26 protein-coding genes and 1 pseudogene are annotated in these 23589 nt (G+C 61.4%); 17 read left to right on the top strand and 10 right to left on the bottom strand.

Features of this window, described 5'->3' with window-relative positions:
• The first annotated feature begins 58 nt into the window (after window positions 1-58).
• The 3 genes from GA0061105_RS13070 to GA0061105_RS13060 all read left to right on the top strand — a co-directional run bounded on the left by GA0061105_RS13070 (window position 59) and on the right by GA0061105_RS13060 (window position 2392).
• Window positions 59-1753, top strand: coding sequence for a sensor histidine kinase (locus GA0061105_RS13070; RefSeq protein WP_092750536.1), 1695 nt, complete (start codon window positions 59-61; stop codon window positions 1751-1753).
• Window positions 1750-2106, top strand: coding sequence for a response regulator (locus GA0061105_RS13065; protein ID WP_064692813.1), 357 nt, complete (start codon window positions 1750-1752; stop codon window positions 2104-2106). Before GA0061105_RS13070 ends, GA0061105_RS13065 begins: the two co-directional genes overlap by 4 nt.
• A 100-nt stretch (window positions 2107-2206) precedes the next feature.
• A complete protein-coding gene (locus GA0061105_RS13060; protein WP_064692814.1) occupies window positions 2207-2392 on the top strand; it encodes a hypothetical protein in 186 nt (61 codons plus the stop codon).
• Window positions 2393-2437: 45 nt separating this feature from the next.
• On the opposite strand, the gene GA0061105_RS13055 is transcribed toward GA0061105_RS13060, so the two are convergent.
• The 5 genes from GA0061105_RS13055 to GA0061105_RS13035 all read right to left on the bottom strand — a co-directional run bounded on the left by GA0061105_RS13055 (window position 2438) and on the right by GA0061105_RS13035 (window position 6096).
• Entirely contained in the window at window positions 2438-2956 is a 519-nt protein-coding gene (locus GA0061105_RS13055; RefSeq protein WP_064692815.1) for a hypothetical protein, read from the bottom strand.
• Between the two features lie 101 nt (window positions 2957-3057).
• Window positions 3058-3597 (bottom strand): GXWXG domain-containing protein, encoded by a 540-nt coding sequence (locus GA0061105_RS13050; RefSeq protein WP_064692816.1) that lies wholly within the window; start codon window positions 3595-3597, stop codon window positions 3058-3060.
• Window positions 3598-3712: 115 nt separating this feature from the next.
• Window positions 3713-4639 (bottom strand): manganese catalase family protein, encoded by a 927-nt coding sequence (locus GA0061105_RS13045; protein WP_064692817.1) that lies wholly within the window; start codon window positions 4637-4639, stop codon window positions 3713-3715.
• A 90-nt stretch (window positions 4640-4729) separates the two neighbouring features.
• A complete protein-coding gene (locus tag GA0061105_RS13040) occupies window positions 4730-5227 on the bottom strand; it encodes a metallophosphoesterase family protein (RefSeq protein WP_064692818.1) in 498 nt (165 codons plus the stop codon).
• A 47-nt stretch (window positions 5228-5274) separates the two neighbouring features.
• Window positions 5275-6096, bottom strand: coding sequence for a DUF1206 domain-containing protein (locus GA0061105_RS13035; protein WP_092750534.1), 822 nt, complete (start codon window positions 6094-6096; stop codon window positions 5275-5277).
• Window positions 6097-6192: 96 nt separating this feature from the next.
• On the opposite strand from GA0061105_RS13035, the gene GA0061105_RS13030 reads away from it, so the two are divergent.
• Window positions 6193-6666 carry an NUDIX hydrolase gene (locus GA0061105_RS13030; RefSeq protein WP_092750532.1) on the top strand — a complete coding sequence of 158 codons (474 nt, stop codon included), beginning with the start codon at window positions 6193-6195 and terminating at the stop codon, window positions 6664-6666.
• 10 nt (window positions 6667-6676) lie between these two features.
• Here the strand turns inward: GA0061105_RS13030 and GA0061105_RS13025 are convergent, their stop codons facing one another.
• Window positions 6677-7675, bottom strand: a complete 999-nt coding sequence (locus tag GA0061105_RS13025; protein WP_082928941.1) for a LacI family DNA-binding transcriptional regulator — start codon at window positions 7673-7675, stop codon at window positions 6677-6679.
• A 438-nt stretch (window positions 7676-8113) separates the two neighbouring features.
• On the opposite strand from GA0061105_RS13025, the gene denD reads away from it, so the two are divergent.
• From denD to GA0061105_RS12995, 6 genes are all read left to right on the top strand, one after another.
• Complete coding sequence (gene denD / locus GA0061105_RS13020) at window positions 8114-9100, top strand: D-erythronate dehydrogenase (RefSeq protein WP_092750530.1); 987 nt, start codon at window positions 8114-8116, stop codon at window positions 9098-9100.
• Window positions 9097-9870 (top strand): SDR family oxidoreductase, encoded by a 774-nt coding sequence (locus GA0061105_RS13015; RefSeq protein WP_092750528.1) that lies wholly within the window; start codon window positions 9097-9099, stop codon window positions 9868-9870. Before denD ends, GA0061105_RS13015 begins: the two co-directional genes overlap by 4 nt.
• 65 nt (window positions 9871-9935) lie before the next feature.
• A complete protein-coding gene (locus tag GA0061105_RS13010) occupies window positions 9936-11003 on the top strand; it encodes an ABC transporter ATP-binding protein (protein ID WP_064692823.1) in 1068 nt (355 codons plus the stop codon).
• Window positions 11004-11185: 182 nt separating this feature from the next.
• Window positions 11186-12490 carry an ABC transporter substrate-binding protein gene (locus GA0061105_RS13005; protein WP_064692824.1) on the top strand — a complete coding sequence of 435 codons (1305 nt, stop codon included), beginning with the start codon at window positions 11186-11188 and terminating at the stop codon, window positions 12488-12490.
• A 183-nt stretch (window positions 12491-12673) separates the two neighbouring features.
• Complete coding sequence (locus tag GA0061105_RS13000; RefSeq protein WP_064692825.1) at window positions 12674-13600, top strand: carbohydrate ABC transporter permease; 927 nt, start codon at window positions 12674-12676, stop codon at window positions 13598-13600.
• 10 nt (window positions 13601-13610) lie between these two features.
• Window positions 13611-14510 (top strand): carbohydrate ABC transporter permease, encoded by a 900-nt coding sequence (locus GA0061105_RS12995; RefSeq protein ID WP_092750526.1) that lies wholly within the window; start codon window positions 13611-13613, stop codon window positions 14508-14510.
• 72 nt (window positions 14511-14582) lie between these two features.
• Here GA0061105_RS12995 and GA0061105_RS12990 read toward each other — a convergent pair whose 3' ends face one another.
• The gene (locus tag GA0061105_RS12990; RefSeq protein WP_245304316.1) at window positions 14583-15071 is read right to left on the bottom strand and encodes a 2,4'-dihydroxyacetophenone dioxygenase family protein; all 489 of its coding nucleotides are present in this window, start codon (window positions 15069-15071) and stop codon (window positions 14583-14585) included.
• A 14-nt stretch (window positions 15072-15085) separates the two neighbouring features.
• On the bottom strand, window positions 15086-15790 hold the full coding sequence (locus tag GA0061105_RS12985) for an SDR family NAD(P)-dependent oxidoreductase (protein WP_092750522.1): 705 nt from the start codon (window positions 15788-15790) through the stop codon (window positions 15086-15088).
• Between the two features lie 344 nt (window positions 15791-16134).
• On the opposite strand from GA0061105_RS12985, the gene GA0061105_RS12980 reads away from it, so the two are divergent.
• From GA0061105_RS12980 to GA0061105_RS12965, 4 genes are all read left to right on the top strand, one after another.
• On the top strand, window positions 16135-17049 hold the full coding sequence (locus tag GA0061105_RS12980) for a metal ABC transporter substrate-binding protein (RefSeq protein WP_092750520.1): 915 nt from the start codon (window positions 16135-16137) through the stop codon (window positions 17047-17049).
• Between the two features lie 64 nt (window positions 17050-17113).
• On the top strand, window positions 17114-18019 hold the full coding sequence (locus GA0061105_RS12975) for a manganese/iron ABC transporter ATP-binding protein (protein ID WP_064692836.1): 906 nt from the start codon (window positions 17114-17116) through the stop codon (window positions 18017-18019).
• Window positions 18016-18876: an iron/manganese ABC transporter permease subunit SitC gene (sitC, locus tag GA0061105_RS12970; RefSeq protein WP_092750518.1), complete on the top strand. Its 861-nt coding sequence runs from the start codon at window positions 18016-18018 to the stop codon at window positions 18874-18876. The genes GA0061105_RS12975 and sitC overlap by 4 nt, the downstream gene beginning before the upstream one ends.
• Complete coding sequence (locus GA0061105_RS12965; protein ID WP_092750516.1) at window positions 18873-19718, top strand: metal ABC transporter permease; 846 nt, start codon at window positions 18873-18875, stop codon at window positions 19716-19718. The genes sitC and GA0061105_RS12965 overlap by 4 nt, the downstream gene beginning before the upstream one ends.
• On the opposite strand, the pseudogene GA0061105_RS33365 reads toward GA0061105_RS12965, so the two are convergent.
• Window positions 19715-19852 (bottom strand): annotated as a pseudogene (locus tag GA0061105_RS33365) (IS481 family transposase); the annotation flags it as partial. The gene GA0061105_RS12965 and the pseudogene GA0061105_RS33365 overlap by 4 nt on opposite strands.
• Window positions 19853-20046: 194 nt before the next feature.
• On the bottom strand, window positions 20047-20352 hold the full coding sequence (locus GA0061105_RS33360) for a cupin domain-containing protein (protein ID WP_245304315.1): 306 nt from the start codon (window positions 20350-20352) through the stop codon (window positions 20047-20049).
• On the opposite strand from GA0061105_RS33360, the gene GA0061105_RS12955 reads away from it, so the two are divergent.
• The 3 genes from GA0061105_RS12955 to GA0061105_RS12945 all read left to right on the top strand — a co-directional run bounded on the left by GA0061105_RS12955 (window position 20344) and on the right by GA0061105_RS12945 (window position 23546).
• Window positions 20344-21588 carry a LysR family transcriptional regulator gene (locus tag GA0061105_RS12955; protein ID WP_245304313.1) on the top strand — a complete coding sequence of 415 codons (1245 nt, stop codon included), beginning with the start codon at window positions 20344-20346 and terminating at the stop codon, window positions 21586-21588. The genes GA0061105_RS33360 and GA0061105_RS12955 overlap by 9 nt on opposite strands.
• 388 nt (window positions 21589-21976) lie before the next feature.
• Window positions 21977-22861, top strand: a complete 885-nt coding sequence (locus GA0061105_RS12950; protein ID WP_064693206.1) for a dihydrodipicolinate synthase family protein — start codon at window positions 21977-21979, stop codon at window positions 22859-22861.
• Between the two features lie 7 nt (window positions 22862-22868).
• Window positions 22869-23546 (top strand): GntR family transcriptional regulator, encoded by a 678-nt coding sequence (locus GA0061105_RS12945; RefSeq protein ID WP_208601643.1) that lies wholly within the window; start codon window positions 22869-22871, stop codon window positions 23544-23546.
• Window positions 23547-23589 lie beyond the last annotated feature (43 nt).

The following is a 23589-nucleotide window of genomic DNA, read 5'->3' as shown; positions in this document are numbered from 1 at the left end:
GTGGTCTGGGCCAGATCGTCTCGATCATGCTACCAACCCCTTTACGAGAGGGGAGAGGATGAGACTCAAGCTGGTTGCGGTTGCGGTCGCGGCGCTGGCGCCGGTGGTTGCGATGCTCTTCTACAACGAGGTCGCGCTCCGCCGTCAGCGCAACGAGGAAGTGCGCACCTCCGCGGCACAGGCAGCGAGGCAAGCATCGTCGGAAGTCGAACGGATCATCGAAGGCCTGCATGCCCTTCTTGTCTCGGTGTCTGCCATGCCTTCCGTCAGGCACCTCGACGTCGAGGCTTGCGATGACGCCCTGAAGTCGGTTGCCGAAAATATTCCGAACATCCGCACCATCTTCGTCGCCGGGCTCGATGGGCGTCCCATCTGCGGCAGCATGGCTTTTCCCGAGGGCGTGGGCTTTTCCGATCGCGATTACTTCAGGCAGACTCTGGAGACGAAAGACTTCTCCGTCGGCACCTACACGCAGAGCCGCCTCTCCGATCGGCCGGTGCTGCCGCTTGCGACGCCCCTGATGGACGGCGATACGGTCAAGGCCGTCATTATCAGCGGGATCCGGCTGGACTGGCTGCAGAACCGCATCACCGAGCGCGGCGTTGCTCCCGGCAATGCGGTGACCATCGCCGACGGCAAGGGAACCATCGTCGCACATGTTCCGTCTCCCGAACAATTCGTGGGCAGTGTCGTGCCCGAGGAATTCCGGCGGCTGATCCACGCCGAACAGCCCGACGTGACGGAGGTCACCAGCCGGGACGGAACGGAGCACATCCTGGGTTATCGGCCAATAGCCTTGCCTTCCAGCCCCCTCTATGTCAGCGCGGGCTTCTCGAAACCGGAAGCCTTCGCGCCAATCGACCGGGCGACGTTGATGAACACGCTCGCCATCATCGGCGGTGCGCTTTTCGCCTTTGTCGCCGCGATCTTTATCGGCAACCGTTTCATCCTGGTGCCGATCTCCAGGATCGCGGATGTGATGGAGAAGTGGCGCCGCGGCCAGACGACGGCGCGAACCGGCATGACTGGACCGGACGAGCTGGGACTCGTCGGCGCGACCTTCGATCGGCTGCTCAACGAACTCGAAGAGCGCAGACGCCAAAGCCAGGAGGCGGAGGAAGAACGGAGCCTTCTCGTCCGGGAGTTGGCACATCGCGTCAAGAATGGCTTTGCGCTCGTGCAGGCGATCGCCCGGCAAACCTTCTCGCGCTCCGATCCAGAGAAATACGGCTCCTTCGTCGAAAGGCTCGCAGCCCTCGCCGGCACCTATGACCTCATCCTGTCGCGGGAGGGGTCGGCTTCGCCCATCCGCGACATCGTCTTCGCAGCCCTGCGCGCGCATGTCGCCTCGCAGGCCGATCGCATTCGTCTCGATGGCCCGGACCTGGTTCTTCCCGCAGACACCGCCTTGCCGCTCTCGCTCGTCATTCATGAGCTGGCGACCAATGCAACCAAGTATGGAAGCCTCGGAAGCGAAAATGGGACAGTCAGCATCGAGTGGAAGCACGGTGATGGCCGCGTCCATCTCCTGTGGACGGAAGCGGGCGGGCCGCCCGTCTCGATGCCCGCGAAAAAGGGCTTTGGCTCCGTGCTTATAGAACGTGCCTTTCCGTCGAAGGCGCAAGCGCGGTCGCGCGCCGATTACCGGGCAGAAGGCCTAGTCTTCCAAGTTATCTTTTCGATCGGGGAACCGGTTGTCGAAGGCGAAGTTGACCCTCTAAGCCGGGATGTAAAGCATACGAGCGCAACATGAAAACCAAGGTGGTCGTGGTCGAGGACGAAGCTCTGCTGCTGATGATGGCGGTAGGCATCGTCGAGCAGGTTGGCTTTGAAGCGCTCGAGGCACGCAATGCGGACGAGGCGCTGATGCTGTTCGAAAGAGTGCCCGGCATCCGGATCCTGTTTACGGACATCGACATGCCTGGGAGCATGGACGGTTTGATGCTCGCAAGGGCCGTCCGTGATCGCTGGCCGCCCGTGGAAATCATCATCGTGTCCGGCATGAAACAGCCGGACGCGGGTGCTTTGCCCGAGCGCGGCCTTTTCTTCTCCAAGCCTTACGATACCCGACAGCTTTCCGACGCGCTCGTCAGGATGGCCGCGTAGGCTGCGTCCGCTGCACAGGCTGCGCGTCTGAAATGACGCCGGACAATGCATCCTTTTGGAATCTCGTGCGTTTTCCCTGCTCCAACATCAGGAGACCACCATGTCCAAACGCGAACTCATCGATACAGGCACCGACAAGCGCTACGTCCGCCGCGACGATCAGGGCCGCTTCACCGAGTCAGCCGACGTCAGTCGCTCGCTCTCGGTGGACAAGCGGCGCCAGGCAAAACATGATGCGAAACCCGGAGAAGGCGATCGCGGCGATCATCACGCCAAAAAGCACTGAAGGCAGCGATCGCGCCGCCGCCTCCGCTGAGGCAGCGGCCCGGCGCTATCTTTCCGCCATGGAGGGCCGCTGCAAATCGATGCGACTGGTCACGACCGGCTGGCCGGAAGCCGGGTCCTGGTCGACGGTCTGCAGTCGAAGCCTGTTCTCCCCGACTTTCTCGATCAGCAAAATCGCATCCCGATCGCCGTTGACCAGCCGCGCCCAGGTCACACGCAGGTTGAGGGCGGCGCCTTTCCTCGTCCCTGCAAGCTTCGACGGCAGCCCTGACGGACCGACATAATTGCCGGTATAACGAGCGCCGGCGGCCTTTACGGTCGCCGAGAAGGTTCTGGTGAAAACCGCAAGGCCCCGACACTTACCGTTCATCGAGACAGCAGTGGCGCCCGCATCGGATCGCAGCGTGCAGGAGACTTTGAGATTCGTGCCGCCTATCTTGGTGAGCACCATCCCGGTTCCGCTCCAGTCACCTGCTAAGGACTGTAAAAATCCCGACTCCGACGCCGTCGCCTTCGCCGGCAAGCTAGGAAGCAGGAACAGAGTTGCGATCAGAACAGCACGCATGAAATCCCCCCGCGGTTGCGTGCCCTAACAACAGGCGAGAGCGGCAGATTGTTCCACGACGCCGGGGCGCAGCACCCTTGGACATGGAGGAGCTGACTTCCTCAGTTGCCGCCCGGTCGCTGTGAGGCGACGTCGATCCTGCGCAGCTTGAAGAAATAACGACGTGCATCCCCGTCGACGCACATCATACCGGCTACCTCGTCGTCTCCCGTCCTGCGGAAGTAGTCGGCGATCGGCTGCCGGTCGTAGATCATTGCGGCAGTGGCAACGTTCTCGAAGGTCTGAAGCTTCAGCGACGCAGTCGTCCCGCGCGCCCGGAGTGCCTTTTGCAAATAGGAGAACCAGTTCCGCGCGATCCGAGTGCGCCCAAACGGCGCCACCCTTATCGCCAGGCTGATCGGAAAAATACCGGGTTCGATGGCTACCAGACGGCCGGACCGCCACTGAAAGAGGAGGGCATCCGCGCGCATATCGGGGTGAAAGCGCTTGCCGAACCAGCCAAGGTTCTCGAGGACGCCGTCGAGCGGGTGGTCCGACGGGATGCCTGCACCTTGCCACAGGCCGATCATCTCGATCGGCTGGACAGGCACCAGCGACGAGAACCAGGCCGTCATCTCCTTCTGCCGCTCCGTCCTTTTCATGCATTTTCCCCAGCCACGCGATCGAACTTCTCACCCCGACGAAAGAAGAGGCCGACACCGGGTCGGCCTCAAACCGTTTGTTCACATCGAATGGCATTAGCTGCCAGCCGTCTGCCTACCGGGATTTGTTATAGAGCTTCTGGGCGATCTCGAACATCTCTTCCGGCGCATAGTCCGGAGTGAAGGCGGAGGGAACACCGACAAGCTGGTGGATCTTACCGCCTTCCGGCATGCCCTCGATGACTTCGAGCTCGCCCGGCGGATCGTCCGGCAGCGCGACCTCGTCATTGCTCCAGATGCCGGCGATTTCCTTGTAATCGTTTGGGCTCCAGGTGTAGAGGCGGCGATGCGATCCTTCGTCGAGATATTTCTGCGCCTCCGGGATGTTGGCGAGTGGGATATTGGGGCAGGGGAGAAATTTCTCGATCTCGACGCCGGTGATCTTCTTCAGCGCAAGCGCATAGGCGTGCGCATGCACGGAGCCGCGGACAAGCAGATAGCCGCAGACTTCGCGCCCCGTCGGGTCCGTGACCGTCTCGTAGACCCTGAGCTTATGAAGCCTGGCGCCGCACTCCAGATGGAAATTGTGCAGCAGGTCGAAGACGATATTGCCCGTCGTGGTGATGAAGTCGTTGTTCCACGAGGCGCCGTTGCTGTTGACCGGCATTGCCCCGCCGCCGCCGGACAGGAAGCTCGCGGCAAGGCGGATGTCCTTCATGTCCTCGAAGGGCGCGCCGGAAATGTCGCCGCCATCGCCTGCGTCGCCGTCGGGCATATCAGGGCCGTTGGCAAGCATGGCGACGCCGTTGCTGACCAGCTCGACATGGCCGAGCTCTTCCGCGGTGATGCTGGCGACCAGACTGTAGAACGGCCGGAGCTTGGATTTGGAGCGGAAGTTGAAACTTTGAAACATGTAGTTGCCGAGAGTGGACATCTCGCCATATTTGCCGCCCAGCAGCTCCTGGAGGGCTGCAGCGGCATTTGGGTCAGCCGCCTTTGGCGCGGGCAATTCCGCCTGCAATTGATCGACGCGCATGAACATCAGAAAGTTCCTTTGGTTGAGAAAACACTGCCCAACCTCGCCGGGCGGCGCCGGTTCCCGCCCATATGGAATGTTCCCGATCGCGCGGGATCACGGCCCTCGCTTCGTTGACAATATGGATTCCAGCGATACGGGCCTGAGGCCCTGGGCATCGACGCCGACATCGAACTGGCGGGGCAGGGGCTTCAGGCGCCCATGGGAGTGTCCGTGCAGATTGATCGATTTCTTGCCCATCTTATTCCATGTGCGAAACGGATAGTGGCACAGGATCAGCAGATGATCGTCCAGCGTCATCTCGCTATAGTGCTGGACGCTCGCCCACCCCGTCGCCTCTGTCGTCGTCGGAGGGTCATTATTGCCGATGATGAGGTGCTTTCGCCCGTTCAGCATCGAAAGGAGCTGGTCACAGTCCCCGCCGCGGAAAGACATGAAGTCGCCGAGATGCCAGATGTCGTCCTGCGCATCAACAATCTCGTTCCAGTTCCGGATCAGCGTCACGTCGTGGGAGGTCATGTCAGGAAAGGGGCGTCGGTCGATGCGAAGGACGCGAGGATCTGCAAAGTGGGTATCGCCGGTGAAATAGATCATCTGACAGAGATGGCGCAGCCCGCCCGGTTGGAAAGCCGATGTGTTGGCTAATGGCCAGGTGTCGGAATCGAGTGTTTCACGTCGTCCAGGGAGGGGCTGCGCACGACGCGATAGCGCGCCTCGACAAGGTTATAGATCCCGAAGGCCGCCAGTCCGATCGCGACGGCGACATAGAGGATCGAGCCGAAGGGAAGCCGTCTCACCCACTCAAGCGCGTCCGCCATGCTGCCCGCCTGCTCAGGGTCAACGCGAAAACCCGCATAGGCGAAGAAGATTCCGGTGATCACGAAGACGACGCCGCGCGCGACAAGACCGTAGACGCAGACCGTGGTCACGACGCCGCTGGCGTCGGCGAGCCTGAGATAGCGCTCGAATTTCTTGGTGATACCCTTTGCTGCCGTCACGACCCCACCAATGATGAAGCCGAGGCCGACGGCTACGGCAAGATAGGCGCCGAACGGCTGCGACATGATCCATTCAGCCAAGCCCTTCTCAGCCGATCCTTGGTTTCCGCCGCCGCTGAAGAGTGCGTGTCCCAGCGCGTATCCGGCAAGCCCGAGGTAGACGACGGCGCTGCCGAAGAGAACTGTGCGGGTGGCGATGGCCTTGGTGTCGCTGCCATGGCCGTCGCTGTCCGCCAAGGACTGTGCCAGTCGCCAGCCGACGAAACCAAGAAGTCCAATGCCGATGAGCCCAACCCAGACGCGGCCGAAGGGCTGTTCGAGAAGCGTCGAAAGTGCTGACTTCGTTTCCGGCTTTCCCCCGGCGACGCCGGAGAAGAGGGCGAGGCCCGCCACGAGGAGGAACACGGCGCCGCGCGCCACATAGCCGCTCTTGGCAAGCAGGTCGAAACGAAATCCTTTGGGCATGGTATTCTCCGCGTCTGTGGGACTGTCACCCCTAACGCGCCACCGCGCGGAAAGTTGTCGTCGAGGAGGAGACCATGATCAGCCCGGGAGCTGCCGATGCCTGTCCGTAGCGCCGGGCTCCTCATCTACCGTCTATGCGAGACGAGGCTGGAGGTCCTGCTCGTCCATCCCGGCGGTCCGTTCTGGGCGAAGAAAGACGAGGGCGCCTGGTCGATCCCGAAAGGATTGATCGAAGCCGGTGAAGACGAACGGTCGGCAGCGATCCGGGAGGCGCAGGAGGAACTCGGATACGAAATTCGAGGAACCTTCGCCCGGCTTGGAGAATATCGCCAACCAGGCGGAAAAGTGGTGGTCGTCTGGTCGGTGGAGGCGGACGCAGCGCTTGATGTCGAGACGGTGCGAAGTTCAAGGTTTCAGATCGAATGGCCACCGAGATCGGGCCGCATCCAAAGTTTTCCCGAAGTCGACCGTGCCGGATGGTTTCCTACCGCAGAGGCTGAGGTCAAGATCCTCAAGGGCCAGCTCGCAATGCTTGCCGATCTCTTAAAACAGCTCGATCGAGACCAGTAACTGGGAGAAATCAATCGACGCCGGTGATCTCGGGAGTGAAGGCAATAATTTTTTCGGATATCTGGCTTCCGTCTCCGTTGCTGGCAGCGAGCAGAAGCGCGGCGGCGACCTCGCCCATCTGACGCCGTGGCGAAATCGAGGTCGCGATCCTGACGGGCAGGGCGCTGGCGACATCCAGTCCGTTGAATCCGGCAATGAGGATTTCCGCAGGGCTGGCAATGCCGAGCTCCAGACAGGCAAAGACGCCGCCCGTCGCCATGTCGTCATTGGAATAATAGATGCAATCCAGATCCCTGGTCGCCGCAAGCATCGACATCGACAGCCGCTTGCCGTGCGCCACCGAGGAATAGGCGGCGTTGAACCGCTCGTCGACGAAAGAAAGACCGCTCTCGCGCAGGATCTTCTGGAAGCCGGCTTTCCGCTTGCCGGCCCGCAGATCCCTATCGATCGCGCTGCCGATATAGCCGAACCGCCGCCGGCCGGCGGCCAATAGCGCTTTTGCCATCTCTTCTCCGGCCTTGCCATGCGAGAGGCCGACGTTGAAATCGACGGGCGTGCCGTCGAGGTCCATCAGCTGGATCACGGGGATGGCCGCATTCTGCAGCATCCTGACCGTTTCTGCCGGCTGATCGAGACCGGTCACGATGATGGCGGCGGGCCGCCAGGAGAGCATGTCGCGGATGATCTCGCGTTCCTTCGCCATATCGTAATCGGAGATGCCGAACACCGCCTGCATTCCGGATCCTCGCAGCCCGGCGGAAATGCCGGCGAGCATTTCGGGAAAAACGATATTGGACATGCTGGGAACGACGACGGCGACGAGGTTGGTGCGCTGCGACGACAGTGAGAGCGCCAGCCGATTGCCGACATAGCTCAAGCGCTCGGCCTGCTGAAGCACTTTTTCGCGAGTCTCCTTGGAGACGTCGGCGGCGCCGCGAAGAGCGCGCGATGCCGTCATCTTGCTGACGCCGGCCGCAGCCGCAACCTCTTCCAGTGTGGATTTACGCATCGCACCGGACCCCATAGTCGAACTGTCCCGCCAGCGGGCAACGTCAGATTCATAGGCTCTTTTTCAAAAAAGGAAAACACTCCCTACTTGACATAAAGGGCTAAAATAGGCGTTGTTACCGATACCGGTATCGATAACAGCATTCGACATCGGGAGAAAAAGCCATGCGGGAGACAGGCAAGGGCCATGATCATCGGACCGGAAGTAACGGGCGTGGGCAAGGCTTCGGAGCAGCCTCCACCCGAAAGTGTTCGACCCTATCATCGGCGGATCAGGAAAGGTGACTTGACCCACAGGTTGCAAACCTGTCTGAATTCCATCCGGCATATTCGGAGCGGGCGGTTCCAGATCGCCGGGCCGGGCTAGCATCCGCAAGGACAATAGGACGAGCAGCGCGTTCTTGACCGAAGACACCGGCCGACAGGAGGAAGAGCCGATATGCATGTGATGATTATAGGCGCGGCCGGTATGGTCGGCCGCAAGTTGGTTGACAGGATTGCGCGCGAGCCGCTCGCGTTCGGCCGGCCCGTCACCCGGCTGACGCTGGTGGACGCCTTTCAGCCGCCGTTGCCGGAAGCGCTGCGGCACGTCTCCACGGCACTGACGGTCGACCTGGCTGCCACTGGCGCGGCCGACAGGCTGGTCGAAAGCCGGCCGGAACTGATCTTCCATCTTGCCGCCATCGTCTCCGGCGAGGCTGAGGCGGATTTCGATAAGGGTTACGCCGTCAATCTCGACGGCACGCGCGCCCTGTTCGATGCGATCCGTCAGCTCGGCCTGAAGAGCGCCTATGTGCCGCGCGTCGTCTTTGCCTCCTCGATCGCCGTCTTTGGCACGCCGTTTCCGGAGGTCATTCCGGACGAATTCTTCACCACGCCGCTGACGAGCTACGGCACGCAGAAGGCAATCGCCGAACTGCTGCTCGCCGACTATTCGCGCCGCGGCATCTTCGACGGCATCGGCATCAGGCTGCCGACGATCTGCGTGCGCCCCGGCGCGCCGAACAAGGCGGCCTCCGGTTTCTTCTCCAACATCCTGCGTGAGCCGCTGGCCGGCAAGGAAGCCATCTTGCCCGTCAGCGACAGTGTGCGGCACTGGTTTGCAAGCCCGCGCGCGGCCGTCGGCTTCTTCGTCCATGCGGCGACGATCGATACGGCAAGGATCGGCGCGCGGCGCAACCTCACCATGCCGGGCCTCTCCGCACTGGTCTCCGAAGAGATCGAAGCCTTGCGCCGCGTGGCCGGCGACAAGGCGGTCGCCCTCATCAAGCGCGTGCCCGATCCGGTGATCGAACGCATTGTCGCCGGCTGGCCGACCCAGTTTGATGCCGAGAGAGCATCTTCCCTGGGCTTCAAGGCGGAGACAAGTTTCGACGAGATTCTGCAGGTGCATATCGAGGATGAACTCGGCGGGAGAATTCCATGAGCATGTCGGTGAGCGGAGAAGCAAGGATAGCGCTTGTTACCGGCGGCGGCACCGGCGTCGGGCGTGCCATATCACGCGGACTTGGCGCCGCCGGTTACAGGGTGGTCATTTCAGGACGGCGGGCCGATGTGCTTGAAAGGGCAGCGAGCGAGCTTGGCAGTGAAACGCAGGCTGAGTTTTTCGCGGTTCCCGCCGATGTCGGCGATCCCGCTTCGGTGCGGGCTCTGTTCGATTCAATCGCGGAAAAATACGGACGGCTCGACCTCTTGGTCAACAACGCCGGCGTCACGGTTCCGGGGGTGCCGCTCGAAGAGGTTTCCTTCGAGCAGTGGAGCGCCATCGTCGCCGCCAATCTAACCGGCGCCTTCCTCTGCACCCAGCAGGCCTTCCGTCTGATGAAGAGCCAGAACCCGCGGGGCGGCCGCATCATCAACAACGGCTCGGTCTCGGCCACCACGCCGCGCCCGAATTCGGCGCCCTATACGGCGACCAAGCACGCCATAACAGGGCTGACGAAATCCACCGCCCTCGACGGGCGCGAATTCGACATCGCCTGCGGCCAGATCGATATCGGCAATGCCGCAAGCGACATGACGACGAGGATCGCTGCCGGCGTGCTGCAGGCCAACGGCAGCATCGCGGCGGAGGCGACGATCGACCCGGCCCATATTGCCGACGCGGTCGTCTACATGGCCGGCCTGCCGCTCAGCGCCAACGTGCTGACCATGACTGTCATGGCGACGAAAATGCCCTTCGTCGGGCGAGGGTGAGGAGGCGGGCTGCCGCCGGCTGAAAACGACATATATGCAGTGCTCATGATCTGGGAGGAGGGAGTATGGCAAACGTTCAATTCGCGGATGTCCGGAAATCATTCGGTGCGCATCCTGTCATCAAGGGAGTGGACATCGATATCGCCGACGGCGAATTCGTCATTCTCGTCGGCCCCTCGGGCTGCGGCAAGTCCACGCTTCTGAGGATGCTGGCGGGGCTCGAGAACATTTCTGGCGGCGAAATCAAGATCGGCGGGCGTGTCGTCAATACGCTGCCGCCTAAGGACCGCGACATTGCGATGGTGTTCCAGAATTATGCCCTCTACCCGCATATGACGGTGGAGCAGAACATGGGCTTCTCGCTCATGCTCAACAAGGCACCGAAGGCAGAAGCCGAAAAGCGGGTGAAATATGCCGCCGGCATTCTCGGCCTCGACAAGTTGCTCGATCGTTATCCGCGCCAGCTTTCCGGCGGCCAGCGCCAGCGCGTCGCCATGGGTCGGGCCATCGTGCGCAATCCCGAGGTATTCCTGTTCGACGAGCCGCTGTCCAACCTCGATGCGAAGCTGCGCGTCGCCATGCGTGCCGAGATCAAGGAACTGCACCAGCGCCTGGGGACGACGACCGTCTACGTCACCCATGACCAGATCGAGGCGATGACGATGGCCGACAAGATCGTCGTCATGCATGACGGCATCGTCGAGCAGATCGGCACACCGCTCGAGCTTTACGACCGCCCTGCCAATCTCTTCGTCGGCGGTTTCATCGGCTCGCCGGCGATGAACATGATCCACGGCAGGCTCGATCCGGAAAACCCCGGCCAGTTCGTCGCCGCCAACGGCACGCGGCTGCCCGTCTCAAATCCACCGGCGAGTGCGGTCGGCCGCGACCTCGTCTACGGATTGCGCCCCGAATATATCTCGCTCGATCCCAACGGCCTGCCGGCCGAGATCGTGGTGATCGAGCCGACCGGTTATGAGACCCATCTGACTGTCCGCCTCGGCGGCAGCGATGTCAGCTGCGTCTTCCGAGAGCGAGTCAATGCCCGCCCGGGCGAAGCCATCCGGGTCGCGATCGACGCCAAGCATGTCCATCTCTTCGACGCCGAAGGCGGCATGCGATTGACCGACTGACGCCATCCGGCGGGATGACCGGAGAGGAGGAGTCTCCCGTTCCGCCGGAGCGCAAGCATTCGACCCACGGGGGGCACAAGCCTCCCTGGGAGCTTGCGCCGCCGGGATGCCAGACCGCCGTTCACCAAGCGGGAGGTGAATGCCGGAGAATTGCTCCCGCTGTTTCTATGAGGAGGAATCTCATGACGATCAAGAGACGTGAATTTCTTGCTGCATCGGCAGCCGTTGCCGGTGTCGCCGGCCTCGGCATCAAGCCATCCCTGGCCCAGGCCGAACCGACCTATACGCCGGAAAGCGGCGCGAGCCTGCGGCTGCTGCGCTGGACGCCTTTCGTGAAGGGCGACGAGGATGCCTGGATCGCCAATACCAAGAAGTTCACGGAAGCGACCGGTGTGGAAGTGCGCATCGACAAGGAGAGCTGGGAGGACATCCGTCCGAAGGCAGCGGTTGCCGCCAATGTCGGCTCCGGCCCGGACCTCATCATGTGCTGGTTCGACGACGCGCATCAATATCCGGAAAAGCTGGTCGATCTCACCGAACTTGGCAACTATCTCGGCAACAAGTACGAGGGCTGGTACGACGGCGTAAAGGGTTATGCCACGCGTGGCGACACCTTCATCGCCATGCCGCTGACGGCGATCGGCAATGCCGTCGTCTATCGCGACAGCCATGTGAAGGCGGCCGGCTTCAACGAATTCCCGAACGATACCGCAGGCTTCCTCGAGCTTTGCAAGGCGATGAAGGCAAAGGGCACGCCCGCCGGCTTCCCGCACGGCAAGGCCGTCGGCGACGGCAACAACTATGCCCATTGGCTGCTCTGGAGCCATGGCGGCAAAATGGTCGATGAAAGCGGCACGGTCACGATCAACAGCCCGGAAACGCTCGCCTCGATCAACTACGCCAAGGAGCTCTATGCAACCTTCATTCCGGGCACGGAAAGCTGGCAGGACGTCAACAACAACCGCGCCTTCCTCGCTGGCCAGGTATCGCTGATCGCCAACGGGGTTTCGGTCTACTACACCGCGAAGAACGACCCGAAGCTCGCCGACATCGCCAAGGACATGCGCACGACGAACTTCCCGATCGGACCGGTCGGCAAGAGCGTCGAGCTTTTCCAGACGAGCTCGCTGCTGCTCTTCAAGCACAGCAAATATCCGGAAGCGGCCAAGGCCTACATCAAGTTCATGATGGAAGCCGATCAGATGAATGCCTGGATCCAGGGCTCCAGCGCCTATTGCTGCCAGCCCCTCAAGGCCTTCGCCAAGAACCCGGTCTGGACCGCCGATCCGGTTCACGCGCCCTATGCGCGCGCCTCGGAAAGGCTGCGCCCGAACGGCTATGCCGGCCCGCTCGGCTACGCCTCGGCGGCAACCATGGCCGACTACGTGCTGGTCGACATGTATGCCGCCGCCGTCACCGGCCAGAAGTCGCCCGAGGACGCGATGAAGGAAGCCGAACGCCGGGCGAACCGCTACTACCGCGTCTGATCCGGAGCCGGGACATGCGGCATGCCCGATATCCGGGCATGCCGCGAGCCTCTAAAGCGCGTCACATCAGATTTGATCCATGCCGCGCTTTAGTTCCTTGTTTTCATGCATGTCGTTGTCCCGGAACCGCTGCACACTTCCAGGCGACATGCATCAGGACTGAATGCAATCTGGAGACAAGCAATGTCGACCTTGAAATCAGGGGATACGCGCGGCCCCTCGCTGATGCAGAACAACAACGTGCTCGGCTTCCTCTTCATGCTGCCGGCTGCCGTGTTCCTCGTCTGCTTTCTCACCTATCCCCTGGGGCTTGGCGTCTGGCTTGGTTTTACCGACACGCGGATCGGCCGGGACGGCATCTTCATAGGCCTGGAGAACTACCAGTTCCTGGCAGACGACGCGGTTTTCTGGCTGTCGGTCTTCAACACCATCCTTTACACAGTCATCGCCTCGGCGCTGAAATTCGCGCTCGGCCTCTGGCTGGCGCTGCTCCTGAACCAGCATCTTCCGTTCAAATCCTTCTTCCGGGCGATTGTGCTGTTGCCCTGGGTGGTTCCGACGGTTCTTTCGGCGCTGGCCTTCTGGTGGATCTACGATTCCCAGTTCTCGATCGTCTCGTGGTCGCTGATGAAGCTTGGGCTGATCGACGCGCCGATCAACTTCCTCGGTGATCCCACGAATGCACGCATATCGGTCATCGTCGCCAATGTCTGGCGCGGCATCCCCTTTGTGGCGATCTCCCTGCTCGCCGGTCTGCAGACCATTCCGGCCTCGCTGCAGGAGGCAGCCTCGCTCGACGGTGCGACGAGCTGGCAGCGTTTCCGCTATGTCACACTGCCGATGCTGACGCCGATCATCGCCGTCGTCATGACCTTCTCGGTGCTCTTCACCTTCACGGATTTCCAGCTGATCTACGTGCTGACCAAGGGCGGGCCGGTCAACGCCACCCATCTGATGGCCACACTCTCCTTCCAGCGCGGTATTCCGGGCGGGCAGCTCGGCGAGGGCGCGGCCATCGCCGTCGCCATGGTGCCCTTCCTGCTCGGAGCCATCATGTTCAGCTTCTTCGGTCTGCAACGCCGCAAATGGCAGCAGGGCGGCCAGGATTAAGGAGGAAACAATGTCGACCAATCTCAAAACGGCCGATGAGGTCCTGACCGACAATGCCGAGGGCATGAGCTATCTGAACCGCCTGCCGCGGCGCGTAGTGATGCTTTACCTGCCGATGGCGGTCTTCGTTTTCGTGCTGCTCTTTCCCTTTTACTGGATGGCGATCACCGCCGTGAAGCCGAACGAGCAGCTGACGGACTACAACAACTACAGCCCCTTCTGGGTGGTCGGCCCGACGCTCGACCACATCCAATACCTGTTCCTCGAAACATCCTATCCCGGCTGGCTGTGGAACACGATGCTGGTGGCCGTGGGGTCGACGGCGCTGTCGCTGGTGGCCTCGGTGTTCGGCGCCTATGCGATCGAGCGGGTGCGTTTCACCGGCTCGCGGCAGATCGGCCTCGTCATCTTTCTCGCCTATCTCATTCCGCCGTCGATCCTGTTCATCCCGCTTGCTTTCATCGTCTTCAAGCTCGGCATCTACGACTCGCGCCTGGCGCTGATCTTCACCTATCCGACCTTCCTCATTCCCTTCTGCACCTGGCTGCTGATGGGCTATTTCCGCTCGATCCCGTTCGAGCTCGAGGAAAGCGCGCTGGTTGACGGCGCCAACCGCTGGCAGATCCTCGTCAAGATCATTCTGCCGCTTGCGGTACCAGGCCTGATCTCGGCCGGCATCTTCGCCTTCACGCTCTCGTGGAACGAGTTCATCTACGCGCTGACATTCATTCAGTCCTCGGAGAACAAGACCATACCGGTCGGCGTCCTCACCGAACTGGTGCGCGGTGACGTCTTCGAATGGGGATCGCTGATGGCGGGGGCACTGTTCGGCTCGCTGCCTGTGGTCATCCTCTATTCCTTCTTCGTCGACTATTACGTGTCTTCGATGACAGGCGCGGTGAAGGAGTAGCAATAACGTTTCGGCGGCGGGTGGTGAGGATGTCATCCCGCCCGCCGGAAGGATGCCGATCGGCTCATCACGCTATCGGACGAACTGGTTCACGAAATCGGCGCCGAGGCCGACCTTTTGATAATGGGCGGCGCACATGTCGATCTTGGTGAAGACGTCCTCGAAGCCGGTGTGCTCGCCGTTTTCATCGACATAATACATGCAGCCTGAAATGTTGAAGAAGGTGATCATCTCCTCGACATCGTCAGGCACGGTCAGCGTATGGGTCTCGCCCGGCGGTTCGAAGACGTAGGATCCTTCGGTGGCGATCCAATCATGTTCGAGGTAGCGCCAGCGGCCCTTGATGACATAGCCGTGGACTGGTCCGGGGTGCCGATGACGGCTGAGAATGCCCGCGCGCCGCACCCGCAGGAGATTGCACCACCCGCCCTGCAGCGTGTTCAGCATCAGGGGGCGGAACCAGACATCGGGGGCCTGGGGAACCCAGATCCGTTCATCTTCGGGAACCGCAGCGACGACGATTTCGGGCGGCGACATAGGGTGGACAGATTGGTAGGCCATGGAACCTCTCTTTTTCATGCTGCGGCATAGCCGCCATCGACCGGCAGGATGACGCCGGTCGTGAAGCCGGCCGCTTCCGAGCACAGGAAGACGATCGGGCCGGCGACGTCTTCCGGTTTGCCCCAGCGGCGCATCGGGGTGCGCTGCAGGATAGGCTCTGCTCGGCTTGCGTCTTCGTAGAGGGGACGTGTCAGCTCGGTGGCGATCCAGCCGGGCGCCACCGCGTTGACCCTGATCTTGTCCGCCGCCCAGGCGACGGCCAGCGATTTGGTGAGCTGTGCTATGCCGCCCTTGCTGGCAGTGTAGGCAGGCACGGCAGGTCCGCCGAAGAAGGACAGCATGGAAGCGGTATTGACGATCGCGCCGCCCTCTCGCGCCAGCAGCGGCCTGGCCGCGACGCAAACCCGCATCGTGCCCGAGAGATTGACGTCGATGACCTCCGCGAATGTGGCGGGATCAAACTCCGCGCCGCCACGCCGGATGAGGCCGGCACAGTTGACCACCGCATCGAGCCTGTCGAAGGAACCGACCAGCCTATCGACGGAGGCCTGGTCACGCACGTCGAGCACGACGCCGGCAAGGCCTTCCCTCTTCGGCATGACATCGATTTCGGCGGCATCGATCCCGGTCGCCGTCACACGATAGCCTGCGTCCCGAAGCGCCAGGGCGGCCGCAAGACCGATACCGCGACCGCCACCCGTCACCAACGCATGTTTCATCCGTCAACCTCTTGCTCAGACATGCCAGAACCTCTTTTCTCACGGGAATAGACGCTATCGCGCCATAGCCCCGCGTCGAAAGTGCCGCGGCCGCATTGGCATATCATTGGGCTCGCGTCTCGATCCGAAAGAAGTCCGCGCGCATGAGGATCGAGCCGCGTCACTGGCAATTTAAAACCATCCTGAAGGCGGCGTCGCAATCATTTTGCGTCGGACGCGAAATCTTTATTGCAATTCATTCGCAATTGCAGAATATGGAGGGACTGGAGTCATCTCTTTGCAGCGTCACGAGGAAGGCTCGAACCGCCAATTGCAATTCACGCTTAATAGCACCGGAGATATTCATGCTCGATAAGGTAAGACGGTCGATCCTGACGGGGATGATGGGAGCGGCGTTTGCGGCCGTGCTGTCAGTCGTTCCGGCATCGGCGCAGGAAAAATTCAAGGCGGTGACGACATTCACCGTCATCGCCGACATCGCCAAGAACGTTGCGGGTGACGCGGCGGTCGTCGAGTCCATCACCAAGCCGGGAGCCGAGATCCACAATTATCAGCCGACGCCGGGCGATATCCAGCGCGCCCAGGGCGCGAAGCTCATTCTGTGGAACGGGCTCAATCTCGAGCGGTGGTTCGAGAAATTCTTCCAGAACCTGGACGATGTGCCTGACGTCGTCGTCTCCAGCGGCGTCGAACCGATGGGCATTGCCGAGGGACCCTATGAGGGCAAGCCGAACCCGCATGCCTGGATGTCGCCGGCGGCAGCACTGATCTATGTCGACAATATCCGCGACGCCTTCGTCAAGTACGATCCCGCCAATGCCGAGACCTACAAGGCCAATGCCGAGGCTTACAAAGAGAAGATCAAGGCAACTATCGAGCCCATCAAGACACGGCTTGCCGCCGTGCCCGAGGCCAAGCGCTGGCTAGTGTCGAGTGAAGGCGCCTTCTCCTATCTCGCCCGCGATTTCGGTTTGAAGGAACTGTACCTGTGGCCGATCAATGCCGACCAGCAGGGCACGCCACAGCAGGTGCGCAAGGTGATCGACGCCGTACGCAAGAACGCTATCACCGTCGTCTTCTCCGAGAGCACGATCTCTTCCAAGCCCGCCGAACAGGTGGCGCGTGAGACAGGCGCCAAATATGGCGGCGTTCTCTATGTCGATTCGCTAAGCGAGGCCGATGGTCCGGTTCCGACCTATCTCGATCTGCTCAGGGTCACGTCGGAAACCATCGCCAAGGGCTTGGCGTCTTCGTCTTGATCGGCCAATCAAGGGCCTCGCCCTCGGGCGGGGTCCATGAATTTGTTCATGGGGGTATTTTTCGATGAGTGCTGAACCCGGCCGGCAGAAACATGCCACATCAGGCTTCGATGGGGCCGGGATTCTGGTGGACGGCGCGACCGTCACTTATCGCAATGGCCACACGGCGCTGCGGGATGCGAGTTTCGTCACCCCGACCGGCACGATCACCGCACTGGTCGGCGTCAACGGCTCGGGAAAATCCACTCTCTTCAAGTCGATCATGGGCTTCCTACGTTTGGCCAGGGGCGAGATCCGTGTCCTCGGCATGCCGGTCAAGGAGGCGCTGCGAAAGAACCTCGTCGCTTATGTGCCGCAGTCGGAAGAGGTCGACTGGAATTTTCCGGTTCTGGTCGAGGACGTCGTGATGATGGGCCGCTACGGCCATATGGGCATGATGCGCATTCCGAAAGCCGCCGATCATCAGGCGGTGACCGCGGCACTTGTCCGCGTCAACATGAGCGAATTCCGCAAGCGCCAGATCGGCGAACTCTCCGGCGGCCAGAAGAAGCGGGTGTTCCTCGCCCGCGCGCTGGCGCAGGACGGAAAGGTCATCCTGCTCGACGAGCCGTTCACCGGCGTCGACGTCAAGACCGAGGAACAGATCATCAAGCTGCTCCGCGAACTGCGCGACGAGGGTCGCGTGATGCTGGTTTCGACGCATAATCTCGGTTCCGTGCCGGAATTCTGCGACCGGACGATCCTGATCAAGGGCACGGTGCTCGCCTTTGGGCCGACCTTCGAGACCTTCACCCAGGAAAACCTGGAGAAGGCCTTCGGCGGCGTGCTGCGCCATTTCGTGCTGAACGAAGCACCAAGCGGCAGGCCGACATCGATCGGGCTGATCAGCGACGACGAACGGCCCCTGGTGTTTCGCGAAGGCAAGGCGACCGCGGGCGCATCGGATGGGGAAGACGGAGGCTGGGAATGACGGCCATTCTCACCGAACCCTTCACCTACAACTACATGCTGAACGCCATGTGGGTCTCGGCCCTCGTCGGCGGCGTCTGCGCCTTTCTCTCCTGTTACCTGATGCTCAAGGGCTGGTCGCTGATCGGCGATGCGCTCTCGCATTCGATCGTTCCCGGCGTGGCGGGCGCCTATATGCTCGGGCTTCCCTTCTCGATCGGCGCCTTCTTTTCCGGCGGGCTTGCCGCCGCCGCAATGCTTTTCCTAAATCAGCGTACCAAGCTGAAGGAAGACGCCATCATCGGCCTGATCTTTTCCTCCTTCTTCGGGCTCGGCCTGTTCATGGTGTCGCTGAAGCCGACGGCGGTGAACATCCAGACGATCGTGCTCGGCAACATTCTCGCCATCACACCTGAGGATACGCTGCAACTGGCCATTATCGGCTTCGTGTCGCTGGCCATCCTGCTCGTCAAATGGAAGGACCTGATGGTCACCTTCTTCGACGAGAACCATGCCCGGTCGATCGGCCTCAATCCGACCGTGCTCAAGATCATGTTCTTCACGCTGCTTTCCGCCTCGACCGTCGCGGCACTGCAGACGGTCGGCGCGTTCCTGGTCATCTGCATGGTGGTAACCCCGGGCGCGACCGCCTATCTGCTGACCGATCGTTTCCCGCGGCTCCTGCTCATCGCGGTCGTGATCGGCTCGATCACCAGCTTCGCAGGCGCCTATGCGAGCTACTTTCTCGACGGAGCAACCGGCGGCATCATCGTCGTGCTGCAGACAGCGATCTTCCTGCTCGCCTTCTTTTTCGCCCCCAAGCACGGAATGCTCGCCGCGCGCAGAAGGGCCGCACAAGCCCTGGAGGCGGCGCGATGAGTATCATCGATACGCTGCTTTCGCCTTTCCAGTTCGAATTCATGGTCAACGCGCTTGTGATCTCGATGCTGGTCGCCGTTCCGATGGCGCTTCTGTCCTGCTTCGTGGTGCTGAAGGGCTGGTCGCTGATGGGCGATGCGATCAGCCACGCGGTCTTTCCCGGCGTGGTCATCGCCTATATCGTCGGCTTTCCCTACGCCGTCGGCGCCTTCGCAGCCGGCATGTTCTGCGCCATCGCCACAGGCTTCCTCAGGGACAACAGCCGTATCAAGCAGGATACTGTAATGGGCATCGTCTTCTCCGGCATGTTCGGATTTGGCCTGGTGCTCTACGTCAAAATCCAAACCGACGTGCATCTCGACCATATCCTATTCGGCGACATGCTCGGCGTCTCCTGGGCCGACATTGCGCAGGCGGCCGCGATCGCCGCGGTCACGGCGGGCATTCTCGGGGTCAAGTGGAAAGACTTCCTGCTGCACGCTTTCGACCCGACGCAGGCAAAGGCCGTGGGGCTCGGGACCGGCCTCCTGCATTACGGCCTGCTCGCGCTCATCTCGCTTACGATCGTCGGCGCCCTGCAGGCGGTCGGCATCATCCTGTCGATCGCCATGCTGATCGCGCCGGGCGCCATCGCATTCCTGCTGACCCGCAAGTTCAGCACGATGCTCGTCCTGTCGGTCGCCATCGCCGTCACCGGCTCCTTCGCCGGCGTCTACCTGTCCTTCTTCATCGACAGCGCCCCCGCACCGACCATCGTGCTCGTGCTCTCAATCATTTTCGTCCTCGCCTTCATCCATGCCACGCGTCAGGCGGCGCGGGTCGACGCTACCGAAACGGTTTAGCTGTTTAGGGCGGGCTTTCTGAGCGGATCGAGGATCAAGCGTTCGGGCTGTGAAGCCCATGCTTTGCAGATGAAGTCGTAGGGTGTGAGCCCCTTGAGGGTCTTTCGTCTACGGCCGAAATTGCAAGCGGTGAGAAGTCGGCCTGGTGCTAGCGCCGTTGCACGGCCCCTCGCGCCAGCGGAGGTCATTGCCGGTGCCGCCGACGGCGACTTTGCCGAAGACGCATGGGCCTCTCTCGCGCCAACGTCCGTGGTTCGCCATCGGCTGAAGTCCGCTTCGACTTATCGCGAATTTCGAGTGTCCAGGGGGCTGATGAGCGACCTACTCATTAGACCGGCGGCCCGACGATATCGATCTTGTTGGCCGCACAGATCGCAACCAGTCTCTCGATCATTTCGGAGCTTGGCGCCATCGCCTCCGGCAGATTTGGCCTTTCCGCGGTACGACTTGCCTGGCGCAGCATGGTCTCGAAGTCCGAGCCTTGCATGATCGTCAGGCAGTGGGCGCCCTCCGTGCTTTCGACGCGGAAGGCGTGCGGCACGCCCTTGGGCGCCATGACAGTATCGCCTGTGCCAGCAGTGATCTCCTGGTCGCCGACCCGGAAGCGCATCACGCCGCCGAGAATATGAAACACCTCATCTTCGCGCTGATGAATGTGCAATGGTGGCGCCTCGTCAAAGGGCATCCAGTGCTCGATGACAGAAATGCCATCCGATCCGGATTTGCTCGAAAGCTTGACAGAGACAACCGTATTGCCGAACCACAGCAGATTGCCGGTTGCCTGGGGATCGATATGCATGCTCATGTGCGTTCCTCAATGATTTCGATTGCGAATGCACTGGACGTACGATCCGTCTCGGCATTGATCCAATCGAATGATCTTATGGAGCCAATCCAAGCCATGAATTTCAACGCTCTCGATCTCAACCTAATCCGCGTCTTCGACGCGCTGATGCGCGAGCGAAGCGTGACGCGGGCGGGCGATCGGATTGGACTGTCGCAGCCGGCAGTAAGCGCGGCGCTGAACCGCCTGCGGCATGTTTTCAATGACAACCTGTTCGTTCGACACGGAAGCGAAATGCAGCCGACGCCGCTGGCATCGGAATTAGGCGAGCGCGCGCGCCTGGCCTTAGCGGAGATCGAAGGCATGGTTCGCACGGTGCGCGGGCTGGAATTGGGTGAACTCGACCGCACGTTCACGCTGATGGGCGCCGATTTCTTCTCGACCCTGCTCATGCCCTTTCTGTCGCACAAGGTCTATATGCAGGCGCCGGCGGTGAAGATGCGTCTGCTTGATAGTGCGCGCGGCGAAGTCGCCCGCCTGCTACAGGATAACGCTGTGGATATGGCGCTTGAACGGCCTTTGGAGATGCCGGGATGGATATCGAAGGAACTGCTGTTCCGCTCGCCATTCGTCATCATCGCTTCCGCGGACAATTCTGCAATCGCAGACCTGCCGGAAGGAGCGGTTATGCCTATATCAATCTTCTCGTCGCTACCACATGTGATCCGCTCGATAGACGGCACCTTCAGGGGTATGGTCGACGACGCGCTGGCGACCTATGGCCTGAAGCGTCAGGTCACGCTTGCCTTGCCGCATTTCCATGCCGTTGCATCGGCGATCGCGCAAAGCGCGCACATAGCTGCCGTTCCGCTCCAATTCGCCGATGCGGTTAAGACAAATCTCCGCCTACGCTGCTTCTTGCCGCCGATCGACGTGCCGGTGCCAGATGTCAATCTCTACTGGCACTCGCGCTACGACGAAGATCTCGCCCACCGCTGGATGCGAGACCAGATCCTCAAAGCGGTGGCCGCGCTGAAATTTCCGATCGACGAAAGGGGTATCGCTACGTCAGTCGAGCTGAGCTAGCACCGAGACCGCACTCCATCTGGACGCGGCACTGACCGGTGCCGGCGTCGCTTGAGACATCGATCCTTAAGCCTGCAACACCTTTCTCGGCGTGCGGCGCGAACAGAGGACGAACCGCACTGGAAACGAGCCGAACACGTCAAACCCTTGTTCACGATTAGCGGAACCGTTGAATCGTTACCAAGCTCGGCTACCGGGTTCCTGCCCTGGCCGAAATAACAATCCTGAGCGGGACTGAGGACCGCTTCGATAGGAGCGTGCGCGCCACTAGGCTCTTTCTCGCGAAGACTCTCATCGTCGGCTGCCGTGCGTCCAAAGATCACGGTTATCCCTTTACAACTAACATGTCAGCCTGCTACACCTGACCCGTTAGCTGGGAGGAATGAAGTTGACATCAAAATTCGGGCTTTCCGTCGCCCTCGCCACGCCGTTCGACGAGAACGGCAATATCGCGATCGAGGCGATGATCGCGCAGGCACGGCGCTGCCTTGCTGCCGGATGCTCCAGCGTGACGCTGTTCGGGACGACGGGTGAAGGTTCCTCCATCGGTAATGGCGAACGGGAGCGCGTGCTGACCGCCTTTCTCGGTTCGGGAATTGCGCCCAACAACATCATCGTCGGCGTGCTGGTCGATGCCGCCGAGGATGCGGCGACGCAGGCCGGTCAGGCTCTTTCCCTCGGCGCTCGCAATATCCTTCTTGCCCCGCCGTCTTATTTCAAGAACGTCAGCGACGACGGCGTCTTTCAGTGGTTTTCCGCCGTATTCGCCCTGCTGGGCGGCAAGGCGCGCGATATCATCGTCTACAATCTTCCTTCGGTGACCATGGTGCCGCTGAGCGTATCGCTGATCGGCCGACTACGAACCGCCTTTCCCCAGATCGTCATAGGCGTGAAGGATTCCTCCGGCGACTGGCCTTACACCGAAGCGCTTCTCACGGCCCATAGCGATCTCATCATCCTGGTCGGAGACGAACGGCATCTCGCCAGGGCAGTGCGCCTTGGCGGCCAGGGCGCGATATCGGGCATGGCGAATTTTGTGCCTCGCGAACTCAAGCCCATGGCCGAGGAGGGCATGGACGACGCCCGCGTCGAGGATTTCGTGGTCGAATTGCTGAAGCATCCCGTCATCCCTGCCGTGAAGGCGATGGTCGCGCGCTCGACGTCGGAGGAGTCCTGGATTGCGGTTCGTCCGCCGCTTGTGTCAATTTCAGGCGAAGCGCAGGCGCAGCTCGCTCGGGCTTTCGATAGACTTTTCCACTCGAAAGCCGCATAGGTCGGGCATGCTTATGGAGGAGGCGATGGACGGAACGGACGAGCAGCCGACACTGCGGGAAAAGGCGTATGCGAGCTTCACGCGCCATCTCCTTGCACGTGACGTGCGCCCCGGCCAGTTCGTTTCGCAGCGCCGCCTCGTAGAACTGACGGGACTGCCGCTCGGCGCCATCCGCGAGCTCATCCCCCGGCTCGAAGCCGAAGGACTGATCAAGACCGTGCCGCAGCGGGGTTTGCAGATCGCCCATATCGATCTCAACCTCATTCGCGAGGCCTTCCAGCTGCGCGTGTTCCTGGAGAAGGAAGCCGTGGCGCTGTTTACCAAGTCGGCCTCGGACGAGACGATCGCGAAGCTCCTGAAGCAGCATCGGGATATCGCCGACGCCATTCGCAGCGGCGACGGATCGCATGAGCTGGAACTGCGTGCGCAGGCCGTCGACTGGGGCATGCACGACGCCTTTATCGATGCGCTTGAAAATACCATCATCTCGAACGCCTACCGCGTGAACTCGATCAAGATGCGTCTGATCAGCCAGGATCGTTTCCGCATCGACGGTCACGTCGGGCCTGTCATGGGCGAGCATCTGAAGGTGCTTGAGGCGATCGAACGACGATCGGCGGAGGACGCCGTCAACAGCCTTGTCGCACACATCAATCATGCGAGGGATCGTGCGCTAGGTATATAATCGGGAATAAGCCGCCGGAGATGAGGAGATCGCCGGCACATAA

This window comes from Rhizobium aethiopicum, assembly GCF_900094625.1.
Taxonomy (GTDB): domain Bacteria; phylum Pseudomonadota; class Alphaproteobacteria; order Rhizobiales; family Rhizobiaceae; genus Rhizobium; species Rhizobium aethiopicum.
Note: the sequence above shows the minus strand (reverse complement) of the source record. Positions and strands in the feature narration are given on the sequence as shown.